General features: G+C 33.0%; 18 protein-coding genes. 11 read left to right on the plus strand and 7 right to left on the minus strand.

The window, feature by feature from the left end; translation table 11 throughout:
* Nucleotides 1–8: 8 nt before the first annotated feature.
* The 3 genes from J8M14_RS17850 to J8M14_RS17860 all read left to right on the plus strand — a co-directional run bounded on the left by J8M14_RS17850 (nt 9) and on the right by J8M14_RS17860 (nt 2454).
* Entirely contained in the window at nt 9–902 is an 894-nt protein-coding gene (locus tag J8M14_RS17850; RefSeq protein ID WP_211076184.1) for an alpha/beta hydrolase, read from the plus strand.
* Between the two features lie 227 nt (nt 903–1129).
* Entirely contained in the window at nt 1130–1711 is a 582-nt protein-coding gene (nudK, locus tag J8M14_RS17855; protein WP_211076185.1) for a GDP-mannose pyrophosphatase NudK, read from the plus strand.
* A 14-nt stretch (nt 1712–1725) separates the two neighbouring features.
* Nucleotides 1726–2454: an SDR family oxidoreductase gene (locus J8M14_RS17860; protein WP_211076186.1), complete on the plus strand. Its 729-nt coding sequence runs from the start codon at nt 1726–1728 to the stop codon at nt 2452–2454.
* A gap of 426 nt (nt 2455–2880) precedes the next feature.
* On the opposite strand, the gene J8M14_RS17865 is transcribed toward J8M14_RS17860, so the two are convergent.
* Together J8M14_RS17865 and holA are read right to left on the minus strand one after the other, a co-directional pair.
* On the minus strand, nt 2881–4227 hold the full coding sequence (locus tag J8M14_RS17865; RefSeq protein ID WP_211076187.1) for an MFS transporter: 1347 nt from the start codon (nt 4225–4227) through the stop codon (nt 2881–2883).
* A 142-nt stretch (nt 4228–4369) separates the two neighbouring features.
* On the minus strand, nt 4370–5374 hold the full coding sequence (holA, locus tag J8M14_RS17870; RefSeq protein ID WP_211076188.1) for a DNA polymerase III subunit delta: 1005 nt from the start codon (nt 5372–5374) through the stop codon (nt 4370–4372).
* A 26-nt stretch (nt 5375–5400) separates the two neighbouring features.
* Between holA and J8M14_RS17875 the strand changes: the two genes are divergently transcribed.
* The 5 genes from J8M14_RS17875 to J8M14_RS17895 all read left to right on the plus strand — a co-directional run bounded on the left by J8M14_RS17875 (nt 5401) and on the right by J8M14_RS17895 (nt 9160).
* Nucleotides 5401–5844, plus strand: coding sequence for a type I restriction enzyme HsdR N-terminal domain-containing protein (locus J8M14_RS17875; RefSeq protein WP_211076189.1), 444 nt, complete (start codon nt 5401–5403; stop codon nt 5842–5844).
* 116 nt (nt 5845–5960) lie between these two features.
* Nucleotides 5961–6965 (plus strand): glycosyltransferase family 2 protein, encoded by a 1005-nt coding sequence (locus J8M14_RS17880; protein WP_211076190.1) that lies wholly within the window; start codon nt 5961–5963, stop codon nt 6963–6965.
* Nucleotides 6966–7057: 92 nt separating this feature from the next.
* Nucleotides 7058–7924 carry an OmpA family protein gene (locus tag J8M14_RS17885; RefSeq protein WP_211076191.1) on the plus strand — a complete coding sequence of 289 codons (867 nt, stop codon included), beginning with the start codon at nt 7058–7060 and terminating at the stop codon, nt 7922–7924.
* Between the two features lie 87 nt (nt 7925–8011).
* Complete coding sequence (locus J8M14_RS17890; protein ID WP_211076192.1) at nt 8012–8785, plus strand: DUF3108 domain-containing protein; 774 nt, start codon at nt 8012–8014, stop codon at nt 8783–8785.
* A gap of 6 nt (nt 8786–8791) precedes the next feature.
* A complete protein-coding gene (locus J8M14_RS17895; RefSeq protein WP_211076193.1) occupies nt 8792–9160 on the plus strand; it encodes a hypothetical protein in 369 nt (122 codons plus the stop codon).
* 40 nt (nt 9161–9200) lie between these two features.
* On the opposite strand, the gene J8M14_RS17900 is transcribed toward J8M14_RS17895, so the two are convergent.
* Nucleotides 9201–10088 (minus strand): carbohydrate kinase family protein, encoded by an 888-nt coding sequence (locus J8M14_RS17900; protein ID WP_211076194.1) that lies wholly within the window; start codon nt 10086–10088, stop codon nt 9201–9203.
* A 13-nt stretch (nt 10089–10101) separates the two neighbouring features.
* Nucleotides 10102–11952 carry a glycoside hydrolase family 13 protein gene (locus tag J8M14_RS17905; RefSeq protein WP_211076195.1) on the minus strand — a complete coding sequence of 617 codons (1851 nt, stop codon included), beginning with the start codon at nt 11950–11952 and terminating at the stop codon, nt 10102–10104.
* Between the two features lie 247 nt (nt 11953–12199).
* Between J8M14_RS17905 and J8M14_RS17910 the strand changes: the two genes are divergently transcribed.
* Nucleotides 12200–13243 (plus strand): histidine kinase, encoded by a 1044-nt coding sequence (locus J8M14_RS17910; protein WP_211076196.1) that lies wholly within the window; start codon nt 12200–12202, stop codon nt 13241–13243.
* An 11-nt stretch (nt 13244–13254) separates the two neighbouring features.
* Complete coding sequence (locus J8M14_RS17915; RefSeq protein ID WP_211076197.1) at nt 13255–13977, plus strand: response regulator transcription factor; 723 nt, start codon at nt 13255–13257, stop codon at nt 13975–13977.
* A gap of 58 nt (nt 13978–14035) precedes the next feature.
* On the opposite strand, the gene J8M14_RS17920 is transcribed toward J8M14_RS17915, so the two are convergent.
* Entirely contained in the window at nt 14036–14623 is a 588-nt protein-coding gene (locus tag J8M14_RS17920; protein ID WP_211076198.1) for a hypothetical protein, read from the minus strand.
* Between the two features lie 235 nt (nt 14624–14858).
* Between J8M14_RS17920 and J8M14_RS17925 the strand changes: the two genes are divergently transcribed.
* On the plus strand, nt 14859–15740 hold the full coding sequence (locus tag J8M14_RS17925; RefSeq protein WP_211076199.1) for an AraC family transcriptional regulator: 882 nt from the start codon (nt 14859–14861) through the stop codon (nt 15738–15740).
* Between the two features lie 106 nt (nt 15741–15846).
* Here J8M14_RS17925 and J8M14_RS17930 read toward each other — a convergent pair whose 3' ends face one another.
* Entirely contained in the window at nt 15847–16467 is a 621-nt protein-coding gene (locus J8M14_RS17930; protein WP_211076200.1) for an L-threonylcarbamoyladenylate synthase, read from the minus strand.
* A gap of 46 nt (nt 16468–16513) precedes the next feature.
* Entirely contained in the window at nt 16514–18844 is a 2331-nt protein-coding gene (locus J8M14_RS17935; RefSeq protein WP_211076201.1) for a UvrD-helicase domain-containing protein, read from the minus strand.
* Nucleotides 18845–18882: the final 38 nt, after the last annotated feature.

An 18882-nucleotide genomic window follows, 5' to 3' on the forward strand; every position in this document is an offset into this window, starting at 1 on the left:
AATACATTATGAAAAAAGTAAAATTTCAAAGTAACGGTTCAGAACTTGTAGGAGACCTTTATTTACCTGCTAATTATGAAGAGGGAAAGCAATATCCGGCGATTCCTATATTAGGGCCTATGACCTATGCAAAAGAACAAGCGCCAACCGAATATGCTAAAAGATTTGCAGAAAGAGGTTATATAGCATTAGCTTTTGACCCACGTTATCGCGGAGAGAGTGCGGGTACACCAAGAGAACTAGAAGACCCAATTGCTAAAGTCGAAGATGCAAAAGCTGCAGCTAGATATCTGGCTTCTCTTGCTATGGTTAATGATAAGCAAATTGTTGGATTTGCGTTATGTCAGGGCAGCTCAGAAATGCTAAGAGCAGTATCAGAAGATAACATATTCAAGGGATTAGTAACAGTTGCAGGACACTACCGAGACCGACAAGGTGATATTCAATGGATGGGAACAGAAGAAGCATTAGAAGAAAGGATTGCAGCTGGTAAAGTAGCCCTTAATACCTTTAAGCAAACAGGAGAAGTCATTAATGTCCCTGCAGTAGATCAAACCAGAATGGATGTTGGTATGCCGGGAAAATTTGTGTGGGATTGGTATCACAGCTGGTCTGATAATGGAGTATGGGTAAATAATTATCCAAAAATGAGTGATGCATTGCTTTTTGATTATGAATCATTAACTGCAGCCCAAAAATTAGATAAGCCCTATTTGATGATTCATAGTGATCATAGTTTTTTACCTGATGCGGCTAAAAGACAATTTGAAGCGGTACCAGCGACCATGAAAAAATTACAATGGGAAGGAGAAACAGGTCACCTACAATACTACGACGATCCAGAAGTTTTAGACAGAACTGCTGATCAAGCTATTGAATGGTATAATGCTATCTTTAAATAATTTAGAATATAAAATATTGTACATAAAGTGATGCAGGAACTAAATCCTACATCACTTTATGTAATTATAAAATCATAAAATACAAGACACAACATCTTATATACTTAATCGCTACGGAATTTCCTCAGGAGAAATTCATTTGAATTAATTAACTTGCCAATACAGCAGAAAGCTGTAACTGATTTTCGGTAATTAATCATACATAAAAGGTTTTATAATAACAAAGTATGAATGATAGAATCAAAATACTCAAAACAGAATTATTATCTGATAATTGGTATACCCTAAATAAAGTCACATATAATTATCAAAAAAAAGATGGTCAATGGGAAACCCATTCCAGAGAAGCATATGATCGGGGAAATGGGGCCACAATACTTTTATATAATACTAAGAATAAGAAAGTCATACTTACTAATCAATTTAGACTGCCAACCTATGTAAATGGAAACCCAACTGGGATGCTAATTGAGTCCTTTGCCGGATTATTAGATAAAGATAATGCCCAGGATTGCATAAGAAAAGAAACAGAAGAGGAAACAGGGTATAAAGTATCCAAAGTTAAAAAGATTTTTGAATCTTATATGTCTCCCGGTTCGGTAACAGAAATTGTATATTTTTTTGTAGCTGAATATGATAAAGAAATGAAAGTAAGCCAGGGAGGAGGATTAGCAGAAGAACAAGAAAACATAGAAGTAATCGAATTAGATTTTGACAAGGCGTTTAATATGATCTATACAGGGGAAATTAAAGATGGAAAAACGATAATGCTATTACAATACGCAAAAATTCATAATCTTATAACTTAAAATCTTTAGAATCCATGAATATAAAAGATGCAAAAGTACTCATCACGGGAGGAAACTCCGGAATAGGTAAAGCTACTGCCAAACTTTTAAAAGAAAAAGGAGCTCAGGTGGTCATCTCCGGAAGAAACAAAGATACACTTCAGCAAACCGCACAAGAATTAGGAATTGATTATATACAAGCAGATGTAACAGAAGAACTCCAGGTGCAACAAATGGTAAAAGAGGCCAAAAACAAAATGGGAGGTCTAAATACTTTGGTAAATAATGCCGGATATGGTTATATCTCCAGGCTTATTGATATTGAAGCGGATAGGTTTACTGATCAGTTTAAAACCAATATCCTAGGAGCAACATTATGTGCTAAAGAATCTGCTAAGCATTTTATAGATCAAGAATATGGTAATATTATTAACATCGGTTCTACCTCTTCTCTCAAAGGATCTCCCACTGCCTCTCCTTATGTAGCTACCAAATTTGCTTTACGCGGAATGACAGAAAGCTGGAGAAATGAATTACGCCCTCATAATATCCGAGTAATGCAGGTAAATCCTAGTGAAGTAATGACCAGCTTTGCAGATAATCGTGTAGATCAAAATGTTGAAAAAAAACAATACACTGAAGCTGAACAACAAACCAAACTAAGAGGAGAGGAAATTGCACATACCATTTCCAGTCTTTTAGAGATGGATGATCGTGGTTTCATTACTGAAGCTACCGTATATGCTACTAATCCAAAGGTATAAATAAGACAACATTACTAAAAACCTTCCTTTTGACCAAAAAAGACATTCCGTTTGGTCAAAAAGACGTTCTGTTTAGATAAAAAGACGTTCCGTTTAGATAAAAAGACGTTCCGTTTGGCCAAAAAGACGTTCCGTTTGGCCAAAAAGACGTTCTGTTTAGCTACAAAGACATAAGTTTTAGCCTGGAGAGCTAAATTTTTAGTAATCAGCACTATATTTTTAAGAAAGATGAATAAAAGTTTTAGTCGATGGAGCTAAACACTTCGTTAAAAAGACGCAACACATCGTCTATATAACCAAAAACATAGTCTGCATAGCTATACGTTAAGCATCGGAGATTAAAATTTTAGTTTTCGAAATTAAACGTTTAAGCAGGATGACTAAAGTTTTGGTAAGCAAAGCTAAAATTATTCTGTGCTATATGTTCTAAACTACCTGTGCTTCAGAAGTAGGTTTTGATATAGGTTTTTGTGTTTTAAAATAATTCCAAAATATTAATACAAATATCAAAATAAATATCCCGGATCCGATCATAAATACTTTGACACCAATACTCTCAAACAAAATACCCCCCAACACTAGTCCAAAGATACTGGCAAAACTACCCATACTGTTTCCGTATCCCTGTATGGCTCCTTGCATCTGATGATTTCCTGTCTTGGACAACAAGGATAAAAAACTGGGCCACATTAACCCATTCCCCAGAGAAAGTAATGTAATCGCTATATACAACATAACGATATCCGAAAAAGACAATAAATAAAAGCTTGTAGATAGAAAAACAGCACCTATAGCGATATAAAAAATATTAGAAATCTTACCAGAAAGATAGGATAATAAAGGTCCCTGTACTACAATCATAATTACACTAGAATATGCTAAAAAAATACCCAGGTCTATTGATGACCAATTCAATATTGTAGATGCATAAATCGGAAGCCCTGCATAAAACAGACTGAATGCCAAAAAAGTCAAAAAGTATATCCCAAATAATAATGGAACGCCTTTTTGTCTTAAAACTTTTACTAACGAATTATCATTTTCTTCTGCTGTCAGGTCATCTGTATAACAATCTTTATGTTCTACCTGAAAAAAACGTCTGAATGATTTTACATTAAGCCCACCAGTATCTACAACACAAGGGTTACTTTCCGGTAATCTACGCACAATTACAAAAATAGCAATCAATGAGATCATAGCGGCTAACATTATTGGTAATGATTCTCCTAAAAAAGTTGAGGCTAGAATACCTGCTACGGCAGGTCCTAGTACAAACCCTAAACTAGTGGATGCGCCCATCAATCCAAAATTCTTATCGCGATCTTCATCGGTAGAAACATCAGAAAGATAAGCGTTTGCGACTGAGACATTACCTCCGGTAAATCCGTCAAAAATTCGAGCAACAAAAAGCAAAACTAATGGTAATGTCATTATATAATTACCTGTTAATTCAGTATTTGATGACCATAATGTGATTTTGGGGAGCAGTAAAGCAACCAAAAACAAAGCCCAAGCAAGAAACGTTCCCGCTTGACTAATTACCAACACCTTTTTCCTACCAATTCGATCAGAAAGTCTACCGAGAATAGGGGCTCCTATAAATTGAAAAAAAGGATATGTGGCACCCAATATTCCATAAATAAAGCCATTACCTCCTAAATCGGTAACTATAAATATTAGGATGGGGATTACAATACTATACCCTAAAATCCCTATAAAATTAACCAGTAAAATTGGAAAAATGCTCTTGGTGAAGAAATTAAAAACACGCATCCCTAAATTTAAGGTTGATGTCCTTAAACCAATGTTAAACAATTATTAATAAAAAATATAATTCTGCTACTTTATATCATTTAAGATGTACTGCATCTTCACCCCTTGGAGTTAAGTATGCTCAAACCATATCGTTATTGATTCACCCCATTATTTTTACTAAAAGCTCTTTTAGGATATCACTTTGTGGAAGATTGGCTGCCCCTACTCCTTTGCTCTTTACATCAGCATCACGCAATAAAGCAATAATTTGACTTACCTTTTTCATGGGGTAATTATGTGCTGCTTCTGTATAGTCTTTTACAAAATATGGGTTGACCTTAAGGGCGCTCGCCACATTACGTTGAGACTTATCTGACAAACCGTGGTATTGCAAAACCTGTGAGAAAAAACTGTATAATAAAGAAATAGTCATCACCAAGGGGTTATCCTTAGGATTCTGAGCAAAATAATTAATAATTCTGTGTGCTTTGACTACATCTCTAATTCCGATTGCCTTACGAAGTTCAAAATTATTAAAGTCTTTACTGATTCCGATATTTTCTTCTACATGATGAGCAGTGATCTGTGACCCTTCAGGAATAATAAGTTTTAACTTTTCTAATTCATTACTGATTTTACCCAGATCTGTACCCAAAAACTCCACCAACATTTGCGCAGCTTTGGGTTCAATATTATACTTTGCACCTGCTAATACTTTCCTTATCCAATCAGCAACCTGATTTTCATAAAGCTTCTTTCCTTCAAAAATAATCCCATTTTTGGCAATAACCTTATGAAGTTTCTTTCGTTTATCTAGCTTTTTATACTTATAACAGACCACCAAAACCGTTGTAGGCTGTGGGTTTTCAGCATAATCTACTAGTTTTTCGATCGTTCTGGATAGATCCTGCGCCTCTTTAACAATAACTACCTGGCGTTCTGCCATCATCGGATATCGTTTTGCATTAGAAACAATATCTTCTACACTCACATCTCTCCCATACAGCACCATCTGATTAAAGCCCTTTTCTTCCTCTGCCAGGACATTTTTATCAATAAATTCTGAAATCTTATCAATATAGTATGGTTCTTCGCCCATCAGAAAATAGATAGGCTTTATATTACCATTCTTGATATCATTAACAATTTGTTTTACTTCGTCCATTCAGAAAAAATCATCACATTTGTGTTATGCAAAAGCTTAACTTTCCAGCATATCAATTCAGATTCAAAAGTAGCGAAAATAAAGTTTCTATTTTTGACCAAATTCGTAAAAAGTTTATCATCCTTACTCCCGAAGAATGGGTTCGTCAACATACAGTGCAGTACCTTATCGAAGAAAAAAAGTATCCCAAAAGCCTAATTAATGTAGAAAAACTGATCAAAGTTAATGACACCAACAAGCGATATGATATAATTATATTTAACCCCGATGGTAGTATATTTCTTATTGTAGAATGTAAATCAAATACCGTAAAGATTACTCAAGAAACCTTTGATCAGATTGCCAGATACAACCTAGAACTGCAATCAGAATATTTAATGATCACTAATGGTATGAACCATTATTATTGTCAGATGAATTATGATGAGAAACGTTATTCTTTTTTAAAGGATATTCCAAATTATAAGTAGAAAGTATAAAGTTTGTAGTTATATCATACTATAAGCTACCTTTATCGTTTTTTAAAACATAAAATTAGTTTTATGAACAACCGTTAATTAAGAATTAAACCTTTTATTTTGCACTTGTGAACATTGCAGTCGTCATATTAAACTGGAACGGAAAGACTATATTAGAGGAATTCTTGCCTTCTGTTGTAACACATTCTAAAGAAGCTAAGATATATCTAGCAGATAATGCCTCTACAGATAACTCCGTTACTTATGTTTCCAAAACTTTTCCAGAAATCAATATTATTCAGAATCAAACCAATGGTGGATATGCAAAAGGATATAATGATGCTTTGGCAAAAATTGAAGCCGATATATATTGTTTGATCAACAGCGATATTGAAGTAACCGAAAATTGGCTTACTCCAATTATTGAAACCTTTCAAAATGCTCAAGAAGTTGCAGCAATACAACCTAAAATTCTGGATTACAAAAAGAAAACGCACTTTGAGTATGCGGGAGCTGCAGGTGGTTTTATTGACAAATTAGGATACCCATATTGTAGAGGACGAATTTTTGATACGCTAGAAGAAGATCTTGGTCAATATAATAATGCTAGTGAGATCTTCTGGGCAAGTGGAGCATGTTTATTTGTTAGAAAATCTGTTTTTGATGAAGTTGGAAAACTAGATGAAGATTTCTTTGCGCATCAGGAAGAAATTGATTTATGTTGGCGAATTCAAAATCAAGGTCACAAGATTTTATATAATGATAAGTCAACTGTTTATCATCTAGGAGGTGCCACATTGGATACCATGAATCCTAAAAAGACATATCTTAATTTTAGAAACAGCTTATACTTATTACTCAAAAACGTTTCTGGAAATAAGGTTTGGTTTATATTAATTATAAGAATGATTCTGGATGGAATTGCTGGAGCAAAATTTATTTTCGAAGGTAGATTTTCTCATTTTGTCGCTATTATAAAAGCACATTTTAGTTTTTATTATAATTTTCCAAAATTTATCAAAAAACGTAAAAAAACTAGTGGTAAAAAGAAATATTATGTTATTTCTTCCGTTGTATGGCAGTATTATATACTAAAGAAAAAACTATTTAATCAATTAACCCCGGTTAGATAAATTTAAAATAATGTTAAGGGTGTATCTATGCGTCACTTTTTTAATATTTTTGAGTTTATATAACCAGAATAAGACTAAAAACACATTTTCTAATGAAAAAAGTAATGATTATTGGAGCCTCAATGGCTGTACTACTATCTTCTTGTGTATCGCAAAAGAAGTTTACAGATCTCCAAGCGAAACAGAAAGAAACTCAAGATTTACTAAATACAGCAACTGTAAAGTTAAATAGCTGCCTTGAAGATAAAGCAAGTAATGACTCTGAATTAAGAGTATTGAGAGATCAGGTTTCTAATTTAAAGAATCAAAATTCTGCTTTACTGAATAATGTAGGAAACTTAGCTACTTTATCTACTAAAGAAGCAGAAAACCTGGAAAAATCTTTAGAAAGCATCAAAGAAAAAGATCTACAGATCAAAACGATGAATGATGCTATGAACAAGAAAGATTCTGTAACCTTAGCTTTAGTAACAAGCTTAAAAGGAGCATTAGGTAATCTAGCCGATGATGATATCGAAGTTAATGTAGAGAAAGGTGTAGTTTATGTTTCTATTTCTGACAAGCTTCTTTTTAAGAGTGGTAGCTACAATGTATCATCTCGAGCAAGAGAAGTGTTAGGAAAAGTTGCTAAAGTAGTTAATGACAAGCCAGACATTGAATTCTTGGTAGAAGGACATACCGATAATGTGCCTATCAAAAACAAAGTTTTACTTGATAACTGGGATCTAAGTGTAAAAAGAGCAACTTCTGTAGTTCGTGTATTACAAAATGATTTTAAAGTTGATCCTAAGCGTATGACTGCTGCCGGACGTAGTTACTATGTTCCTGTTACTGATAATGGTAGCTCAGCAAATCGTGCAAAAAACAGACGTACTCGAATTGTAGTATTGCCTAAGCTTGATCAATTCTATAATATGATCGAAGAAGGAATGAAAAAAGCTTCTCAAGGAGGAAACTAAAAAAATATAATTTATATTAAAAAGGGTTATCATATGGATTAACCCTTTTTTTTATTTTATATTTGACAATATTTTTTTATTCAAATGATGAAAAACCTATTTATTTACCTTTTTCTTGGTATTACCTTTTTTGCCAAAGCCCAAAACTCTACTAACACATCTATCGGAGCGAATGAAAAACTAACGTATACCGCTTCGTATAACATGTCTGGATTACTTACTAATCTTGCACAGGTTATTATGAAAACCGAAAGAGTAAACACCGGAAAAAGTAATTATCTGCGATTAAAATGTAATGCAGCTACATATTCTAAATGGGATTCATTTTTTAAAATCAGAGATGTCTATGAAGCCTATGTAAGTCCAAAGACTTTAAAGCCATATCTATACAAAAGAGATATCAACGAAGGGGGCTACATCAAAAAAGAAAAATATGTATATAGCTATAAAAAGAAAACCATTAAAGCTACTATGCAAAAGAAAAAAGAGCCTAATACTACCACTTTAAAAATGAGTAGTAATACATATGATGTAGTTTCTACGCTATATCAGATTAGAAATATGGATATTGACAAAGCTCCGGTAGGTTCTAATCAAAAGATTACCATTTTGTTTGACAGAAAACCTCAGACTGCATATTTAAAATTACTGGGTAAAGAAACCATTACCAATAAAGTTATAGGTACAAAGGAATGCTACAAAATTGCCGTAAGCTCCAATAGCAATGTCCTTAAAGGAAATAATAAAAATATTATTTATCTGACTGCTGATAAAAACAAAGTTCCTGTTTTGATTAAGTTCAGTATCCCTGCAGGAACAGGTTTACTTACCCTCACCGATGCTTCAGGATTAAAAAATTAAACAACTATGAGAGTTCTATTCATAATATTAGCTGCCGTAGCTTCTTTATTAGGTTTAATAATGACTATCCTTCCGTTTGGCACATTAGGAATTCTTCCTGGTATTATTGCATTACTAACAGGTTTGGGAGCTTTTTATATTTCTAAAAAACAACAAAAGCCTAAAAAGTTATCGTTACTATTTGTTGTGATAGGAGTTTTGGTAATACTAGGTAGTGGTACAAAATCTTTATGGGTTAAAGATGAGGTTGCTGTTGATCAGGAATTCGAACAAAAAGAAGAGAAGATTAAAGAGGAAGCTATAGAAGAACTCAAAGAAATAGAAAGTGAATTAGAAGAAATCGAAGGAGACCTTGAAGAAATTGAAGGCGAATAATCTATTCTAATCCACTTTACTAAAAACTTGAAATACGATATCAAGAAAAATATTTTTGATATTCTTGATCTATACGTTTTGCCGATAAATCATGATTAGCAATCTCATCTGATTGAATGCACAGACCCGCAGAAATTGTAGCCAATTGCATACATTTTCTAATACTATACTCTTTTGAATGACCATATACGAAACCGGAGAAAAAAGCATCTCCTGCACCATTAGTGTCTTTCATTACATATTTATCGATAATAGGTATATCCATCCAGCCGTCTGGAGTAATCACTGAAGCACCATCCTTTCCATGAGTACAAACAACTATTTTTTTGCCTTGCAAAATCATTGATTCCATAAATGGTTTATAGTCCTTAAGATTATCTGAGCTTAAAAAAATATAATCAGAAGCATTTATAAAATCCTGATGATAACCACTAGTTCCATCATAATCATGTAAGTCTGTCCATACCTCCACTCCCACTTCATTGCATAAAGGAAGAATATTTCTACAGTAATTAGAAATATTGACCACTACGATATCTGAGGAATTCAACTCATCAGAAAACTTATCATAATCGATATCAGGAGTATCAGACATAGGATTCATAAAAATAGAAATCCGTTCTCCTTTTTGATTCATAATATTAAGATGTCGTTCTGTTCCCTGAGGATCGATATCATATATAAAATTAAGTTGCGGTTGATCGAGATAATTGATAATTTCTTCTCCATAACTATCTCTTCCGATCAAAGAGTGAAAGGTAACATCAAAATCTAATTTACATAAACTAACTGCTTTTCCGGCACCAGTATTGGCTACAGCTTCTTTAAATTTACAGTGATGAATTGTAGTAGGAACAGGTTCTGGAAATTCATCCAAATGAATAATTGAATTGTATGATACACCTCCAATATTAAATACTTTTTTCATACCACCAAGTCATTTATTTAGATAATTCTAAAATTAAAGCTGAATTTCCCGGTAAATCAATCTTGTTTAAGTTCCTAAAATCTTTACCTGTCAATATATCTTTTGCATTGACAAACTCCCCTATAGATTCCCTAAAACGTCTTAGATCATAACCTTTATAACCTTTTTTGCTATTATTAATAATCACCATAGTTTTTTCGGAATCTGTATGTCTAAAATATACATATACATTATCCAACGGTTGATAATGAGTAAGCTTACCCTCGTGTATAGATTTAGCATTTTTTCTCCAATTCAGAATAGTTTTGATATAGTTAAAAGTAGAATTCTCTTCTGGTGTTCGACCAGCTTTAGTAAACGCGTTTCTCTTATCACCTTTCCATCCACCAGGAAAATCCTGTCTTACTTTCCCGTCAGGTCTTTTATTTTTCATCAAGATTTCATCTCCATAATATATTTGTGGTATTCCACGTGTAGTTAAGGTAAACACCATACTTAACTTTAACTTCTCTACATCTCCGTCCAACAACGCTAACAACCGATCCACATCGTGGTTACCATTAAAGATTTTATTATTTCCTGGATTTCCATAAACAAAATCTTCAGCAAGAGTTTTATATAGTTCTGAAATATCACCGTTAGGTTCAAAAGCTCTGATCATCGAATAGTATAAAGGATAATCGCTCACACTATTTACATAAGGTGTATACCCATCTCTATTCTGTTTATCGTTATTCCAGTATGACAAATACGATGCTCGTTCTGCCCAGGTCTCTGCCACCATATAAAAGTTAGGGTACTCTGTTGTAAGCGCTTGCATCCAATTAGCCATAGCTTCTTTATATGGATATGGGTATGTGTCCATACGTATCCCATCAATTCCTGAATATTCTACCCACCAAATAGAATTTTGAATCATATAGGTTTGTAGTAATTTGTTTTCAAGATTTAAATCAGGAAGGTTGGTATCAAACCAACCCTTCGTTAGTAGGTTAAAATCACTCTGTGATACATATGGATCACCAGCTGCAATGTTGGTAAAATTACTACGAGTAAAGGTGTCCCATTGATTTAACCAGTCTTTTGATGGAAGATCGTTCATCCACCAATGTCCAGCTCCACAGTGATTAAATACCTGATCCATAATTACTTTCATTCCTTTTTGATGTGATTTATTTACTAGAGTAATAAAATCATCATTATTGCCAAAACGCGAATCTGTTTTATAAAAATCTGAAATTCCATAACCGTGATAAGAATAGGCAGGCTGGTCATTTTCTAAAAAGGGATTTAACCACAAAGTAGTAACACCTAATTCTTCTATATATTCAAAATGATCCAGAATACCTTTTAGATCTCCCCCATGTCTTCCGTTCATATCTTTACGGTTTTCTTTTTCGATAGTATCATCAGTAGAATCATTAGTGACATCTCCATTAGCAAAACGATCCGGTGTGATTAAATACATAACATCAGATGGTGTAACCAATTGACCATTTCTACCACTGTTTTCTCTTGATTTCAGGGTATAAGTATGATCAAAAGTTGTCTTTCCATTCTTGAACCTAATTTTTAGATTACCTGGATTGGCAGTTTCAGAAATAGATATATCTAGAAATAAGTAATTCGGGTTTTCTACTTTGTTACTAGTTTTTAATTGAACTCCGGGGTAATCAATAGATGCATCATACTTAGCGATGTTGTCTCCGTGAATAAGTAGTTGCAGATTAGAATTTTTCATTCCCACCCACCAAAATGGAGGTTCTACGTGTTTAATATTTTCTTTTTTTTGAGCTTGACTCATAAAAGAAGTCCCAAAAATAAATACTGTGGCAAGCAGTATACTTCTAAAATTGATTTTCATAATTATATTTTAATTGTTTTCAGGCTCTAAGTACTTACACCGGAATGCTAATAACAATTTGATAATACAGATTACCCGATTTTTGGATAAACAACCAATTATTACGGAAACTTGCTGAACAATAATTCAAGTAGTATTTAGAAATTGTATTAATGTTGTATGTATTATATTGCCGGTTGTTTGTAATCAAAACTATGATACGTATACTTTTTTTCAGATTTTGGAGATCCAATTCATATCTATTTTGATGAATCTATTTATTACCAAAAACAAATTTCCGAACCGAATTGCAAAACACATTGTGTATTGGATAGGGTTGATCATATTTTTTGGTGTCACCTGGGGAACACACGATAATGATTATAGTCGCTCATTTATCATACAGTCTTTCGGGTTGCCTGCAAGAATGATATTAGTATATGTTTCTATTTACATTCTGATTCCAAAATTTTTCCTCAAAAAACAATTTATCGCTTTTATCATATCATACATCTTACTTTTACTTTTCTGTAGTATTTGTATACAAAGACCCATCATATACTTTCATGTAGAACCATCTTATTTCCCTGGTTGGCAAAGTCAGGGGTATTTTACCATCACAGAATTAATGAATACTGTTTTGGATGTAAATATTGCCGCTATTATCCCACTGGGCGTAAATTTCTTTAAGTTTTATTACAACTCTCAACAAAAGGCACTAACACTACAAAAAGAAAAATTAGAGGCAGAATTAAATCAACTTAGAAACCAGGTTCACCCACATTTCTTGTTTAATACATTAAATAATCTATATGCGCTAATAATTAAAAAATCTGACCTGGCAGGACAATCAGTACTTAAGCTTTCGCAATTAATGCGGTATATGTTATATGAAGCAAATGTTCCAAAAGTTTTTATATCTAAAGAAATTGAATACCTTAGAAATTATGTTGATCTAGAAAAAATAAGATTTGATAAAAATGTAGACATAAGTTTTAATTCAGAAATAGATAAAGACTACGAAATATCACCCTTTCTTTTAATACCGTTTGTAGAAAATGCTTTTAAACACGGTACATCTTGTACCCAAAACTCCTGGGTAGTTATTAATTTAGTCGTAAAACAATATCAACTTGTATTACAGGTCGAAAACGGAAAAAATCAAAACTCAAAAGAACAAACCACAGATAGCGGTATCGGTTTTTCTAATGTCGAAAAAAGGTTAGATTTATTATATAAGGATAAACATACTTTAGTTATAAAGGATAATGAATTATCATATGAAGTATTTTTAAAATTAAATCTGCAGTAAATCAATTTAGGATGAAAGAAAAGATTAAATGCATCGTGGTTGATGATGAGCCTCTGGCAAGAGAAATTATAGAAAGTTATGTTTCTAGAATTAATGATCTGAAACTTATAGGTTCTTGTGCCAATGCTATTGAAGCATTTGATTTTATTGCAAAAAACAAAGTTGATTTAATTTTTCTGGATATACAGATGCCAGAACTTACCGGGATTGAGTTTTTAAAAGGACTTAACCCTACTCCTAAAGTAATCTTTACAACTGCATATAGTAATTATGCGGTAGATGCATTTAATCTGGAAGCCATTGATTATTTACTCAAACCCATTGAATTCTCCCGTTTTTTAAAATCTATACATAAAGTACTTAAGTTAGAAAAACCAGCAACCCAAATTAAAAATACAGTAGACGACGGGATTAACTATCAAGAAGCTTTTATATATCTCAAAGTCGAAAAAAAGATGCAAAAGATATTCCTGAAAGATATCTTATGCATAGAAAGTCTAAAAAATTATATCAAAATAAAAACAATTGATCGAGAGATTACTGCTCATAAAAGTATTTCTAGTATTGTAGAAATACTCCCGACAGAAAAATTCTTAAGAGTTCATCGTTCTTTTATTATAGGAATCGATTTTATTGATGCTTTTTCTCCTAGTGAGGTCGAAATAAAAGGACTAAAAATACCTATTGGCAGGAATTACAAAGAAGAGGTCAAAAAAAAACTGGGATATTTCTAAAAAATAAAAGGCAGCCCTATCAGAAGCTGCCTTTATTGTTGTGGTTATATAAAAACAATTAAATACTAACGCGTTCTATAAAAGTTCTATCCTTTAACTTAAAATAGACTTTATACTCACCAGAAGGTACTTTAGAAAAATCAAAAGATCTTTTTATAATATCTTCATTTTTTGATATCACTTCTTCGTGTAATAAAACATCTTCTTTATCATAGATATAAAGGTTTACCTGCGACTTTTCTGCATTGGTAAACATTACATTAATCATACCGTTATCTTTGTCAATAGCCGGCTTAAAAATTGTAGTTACAGAATTGTTTATCAAAGCAACACCTTTATTATTCTTTAAAACAGGAGTTACTTTTATTTCGAATTCAGTTTCTGTTTCCACAAAATAAATACCATCCTGTAGTAACTCCAGATCAAAGCTTTTTACAAATGTTTTTTCTGGTTGCAGGGTAACATTAAATAATATATCACCTTCATAACTCTTTAAATACAGCTGTTGACCAATCGCAGCATTAGATAAAGAAACATGAATTGTAGAAGCGGTTCCAATTTTTACAGATAAAACATCTGCTGCTTTCATGCTTGTACTGAATACTACAGCACAAATCAATACACATAGGTTAATTACTCTTCTCATCATTTCTAGTTTTAAAGTTGTTAACGTTTTGTGGTACAAATGTAAATCAGGATCATTTTAACAAATACATCTATATTTGCATATATATGTTCTATTTTAACATCAATAAATACGTTTAAACCATATTAATGATAATTTAACACATTATTAAAATTAATTAAGCATATATTTAACATTTTCAACACAATATTTTGGGGAATATTACCTCTATAAAAATCTATTTAGTTTAAGAACTATGAAAAAACTACAAAGTGTAAAGCCTACTCTAGAGAAAATTGTTCCTGAATTCGGGAGTTCGATATATTATGAAAGTTTCTCTAAAGAAAAAATGAATAAAGCCCCCATCTGGCATTATCATCCTGAAATAGAGATTGTTTATGTCAATGGTGGTACAGGAAAAAGACAAATCGGTAGTCATATGTCGTATTATAGAAATGGAGCCCTAATGCTTATTGGATCTAATCTACCTCATTGCGGTTTTACCGATACCTTAACCGGAAATAGTAGCGAAACTATTATACAGATGTTACCGGATTTTTTAGGAAGTTCTTTTTTTAATATTCCCGAAATGAATAATATTGGTAAACTACTGGAACAGGCTAAAAAAGGAATCGTATATCACGGAGATACAAAAAGAAGAATAGGCGCGCAAATCGAAGCCTTAAAAAATCTAGATACATTTGATAAACTTCTGGGCATTTTACAAGTTTTAAAAGAAATGCAGTTAACGGATGATTATACAATTCTTAATGCCGAAGGCTTTATTATTGAAACAGAATTACAGGATAATAATAGGATTAATCTGATATTTAACTTTGTTCAAGAAGAATTCACTCGTCCTATACCTCTTGAAGAAATTGCCGAGAAAGTAAGCATGAGTGTACCCGGATTTTGTAGATATTTCAAAAAGATTACTGGTAAGACTTTTATTCAATTTGTAAATGAATATAGGCTTGTCCATGCCGCAAAATTATTGCACGAGAAACAAACGAGTATTACTGATATCTGCTATGAAAGTGGTTTTAGCAATTTTTCACATTTTAATAAACTATTCAAAAAATTTACCGGAAAAACACCAAGTGCTTATAGAAATGAAATGAATTATGTTGTTGAGTGATTGAGTATTGGAGTATCGGAATATATTATAATTATGAATTTTTGAATTTAGAAGTACACACCTAATACCTCACCTCTAATAGCGAAGCGCCCTCACAAACTCATCTCTATATAATATCCACACTCCCCTTACCTTCTCGAAGCAATACAGGTTCTCCACTTGTTAAATCAATTACCGTAGAAGGAATATTATCACCGTATCCTCCATCCACGACCATATCAACCAGGTTATCCCATTTTTCGAGTATTAACTCAGGATCTGTGGTATATTCAATCACTTCATCCTCATCATAAATAGAGGTAGAAACAATAGGATTCCCCAATTCCTCAACAATAGCTTGGCAAATATTATTTTCAGGAACACGAATTCCGACGGTTTTTTTCTTCTTAAATACCGTTGGTAGATTATTACTCCCAGGAAGGATATAGGTATAAGGTCCAGGCAACGTACGTTTAAGTAGTTTAAACGTTGCATTATCTATTTGTTTTACATAATCTGACAAATTACTAAGATCCTTACAAATAAAGGAAAAATTAGCTTTAGCCAATTTCACTCCTTTGATCTTCGCAATACGTTCTAAAGCTCTGGTATTAGTAATATCACACCCTAAACCATAGACAGTATCTGTAGGATAAATTATTAATCCTCCATTACGTAAGCAATCCACTACTCGCTGTACTTCACGCGGGTTTGGGTTCTCTTCATATAATTTTACGAACTCTGCCATTATTAATATAGTTACCTGTAAAGGTACAATACACTTTAATTAATTATTATCCTATTATCTTTAACTTAGCAAAACGAAGCAATAATTTTTTTATTCCTCCTTTATCAAAATGGATTTCGGCTTTTTTATCTTGTCCTATTCCTTCTAATTTTAAGATTTTTCCTTTTCCGAAACGCATGTGTTCAACCATAGTCCCCGGAATAAGATCACCATCAAAAAGGTTAGTTTTGGATTCACCAGCTACATTATCAGTTGCAGGTCTTAATTTACGAAGCTTTCTTAGTTGTTCTTCAGAAGGCTTATGGGCAACTGGTGGAGATCCTGAAACTGGTTTTTTTAGCCTAAGCTTGCTTTTATCTACCTCTCCAAAAATATCAGAATCAATTAATGGTTTATATCTATAATTATCTACAGGAGTAATATAATCTAAGAACTGATCATCTATCTCCTCAATAAACCTACTGGGCTCTGCATCAACCAATTTTCCCCATCGATAACGAGATTGAGTGTACGTTAAGTAGGCTTGTTTTTCGGCTCTAGTTAAGGCTACATAAAACAAACGTCTCTCCTCTTCTAGTTCACTCCGGGTATTCATACTCATACCAGATGGAAACAGATCTTCCTCCATACCTACAATATAAACATAAGGAAACTCTAATCCTTTTGCCAGGTGAATGGTCATTAGTGCTACTCGGTCATCATCTCCGGTATCTTGATCCAGATCTGTTGCTAAAGCTACATCTTCCAGAAACTCTGCCAGAGAACCAGTTTCATCAGCTAATTCTTTTTGACCTTCAACAAAATCCCGAATACCATTTAGTAACTCTTCAATATTTTCGATCCGAGCTATTCCTTCTGGAGTACCATCCTTTTTAAGTTCTTGTAATAAACCCGTTTTTTTAGCCACCATCTCAGCCAGAACAAAAGCATCAGATGTCTGATTCGCAATCTGAAAACTTTTGATCATATTCATAAAGTTTTCTAATCGGGTTTTAGTACCACTATTGATTTTTAGATTTATACGATCTAGATTTTCAATAACTTCAAAGATAGAGCGATCATAATGGTTTGCCGCTACTACTAATTTATCAACTGTAGTTCCGCCTATTCCTCTGGTCGGATAATTAATGACACGTTTTAATGCTTCTTCATCTTTTGGATTAATTATTAATCGAAGATAAGCTAGTACGTCTTTGATTTCTTTTCTTTGATAAAAAGATAACCCACCGTAGATCCTATATTTGATATCACGCTTTCGTAAAGCATCTTCTATCGCTCTGGATTGGGCATTAGTCCTGTACAATACTGCAAATTGTCCATTCCCTAACTGATGTTGCATTTGATTTTCAAAAATCGAGCTCGCTACAAACCTTCCTTCATCACCATCAGTAATTAATCTGTTTACTATAATTTTAGGACCAGGATCATTTGCTGTCCAAACAACCTTATCAAGCTTGGTCTTATTTTTATCAATGATAGAGTTTGCTGCTTCTACAATATTCTTTGTAGATCGATAATTCTGCTCTAATCTATATTGCTGTACATTATCATAATCTCGCTGAAAATTCAAAATATTATTGATATTCGCTCCACGGAAAGCATAAATACTCTGCGCATCATCACCCACCACACATATATTCTGAAATTTATCCGATAAGGCTCTTACAATTAGATACTGAGAATGGTTTGTATCCTGATACTCATCTACTAATATGTATCTAAAACGATTCTGATATTTAGCTAAAACATCAGGAAAACGATTCAACAGCTCATTGGTTTTTAATAATAAATCATCAAAATCCATTGCCCCAGCCTTAAAACATCGATCTACATAATGTTGATAGATTTCTCCCATTCTAGGACGCTTTGCCATAGCATCAGCTTCAACAAGTTCAGCATTTTGAAAATATGCCTTTACAGTAATCAGACTATTTTTATATGAAGATATACGAGAATATACTTGTTTGTATTTATAGATATCTTTATCCAGCCCCATTTCTTTAATGATGGAGGCTATCAATCGCTGAGAATCTTGCGTATCATAGATAGTGAAATTAGAAGGATATCCTAGTTTATCGGCTTCAAACCTCAATATTTTAGCAAAAATTGAGTGGAATGTACCCATCCATAGATTTTTAGCCTCGCTAGAGCCTACAATCTGGGCAATACGCTTTTTCATCTCACGTGCTGCCTTGTTAGTAAATGTCAGGGATAGTATATTAAATGAATCCACTCCTTTATGCATCAAATAAGCAATACGATAAGTTAACACTCGTGTTTTACCAGAGCCCGCACCAGCTATAACTATCATAGGGCCATCTACCTGAAGTACAGGAGCTCGTTGCGCATCATTCAATTCTGCTAAATACTCTTCCAAAATCTGCAATTATTTAAAACCCGAAATTTAAGTAAACC

It is taken from the genome of Aquimarina sp. MMG016 (assembly GCF_018100805.1).
Classification (GTDB): domain Bacteria; phylum Bacteroidota; class Bacteroidia; order Flavobacteriales; family Flavobacteriaceae; genus Aquimarina.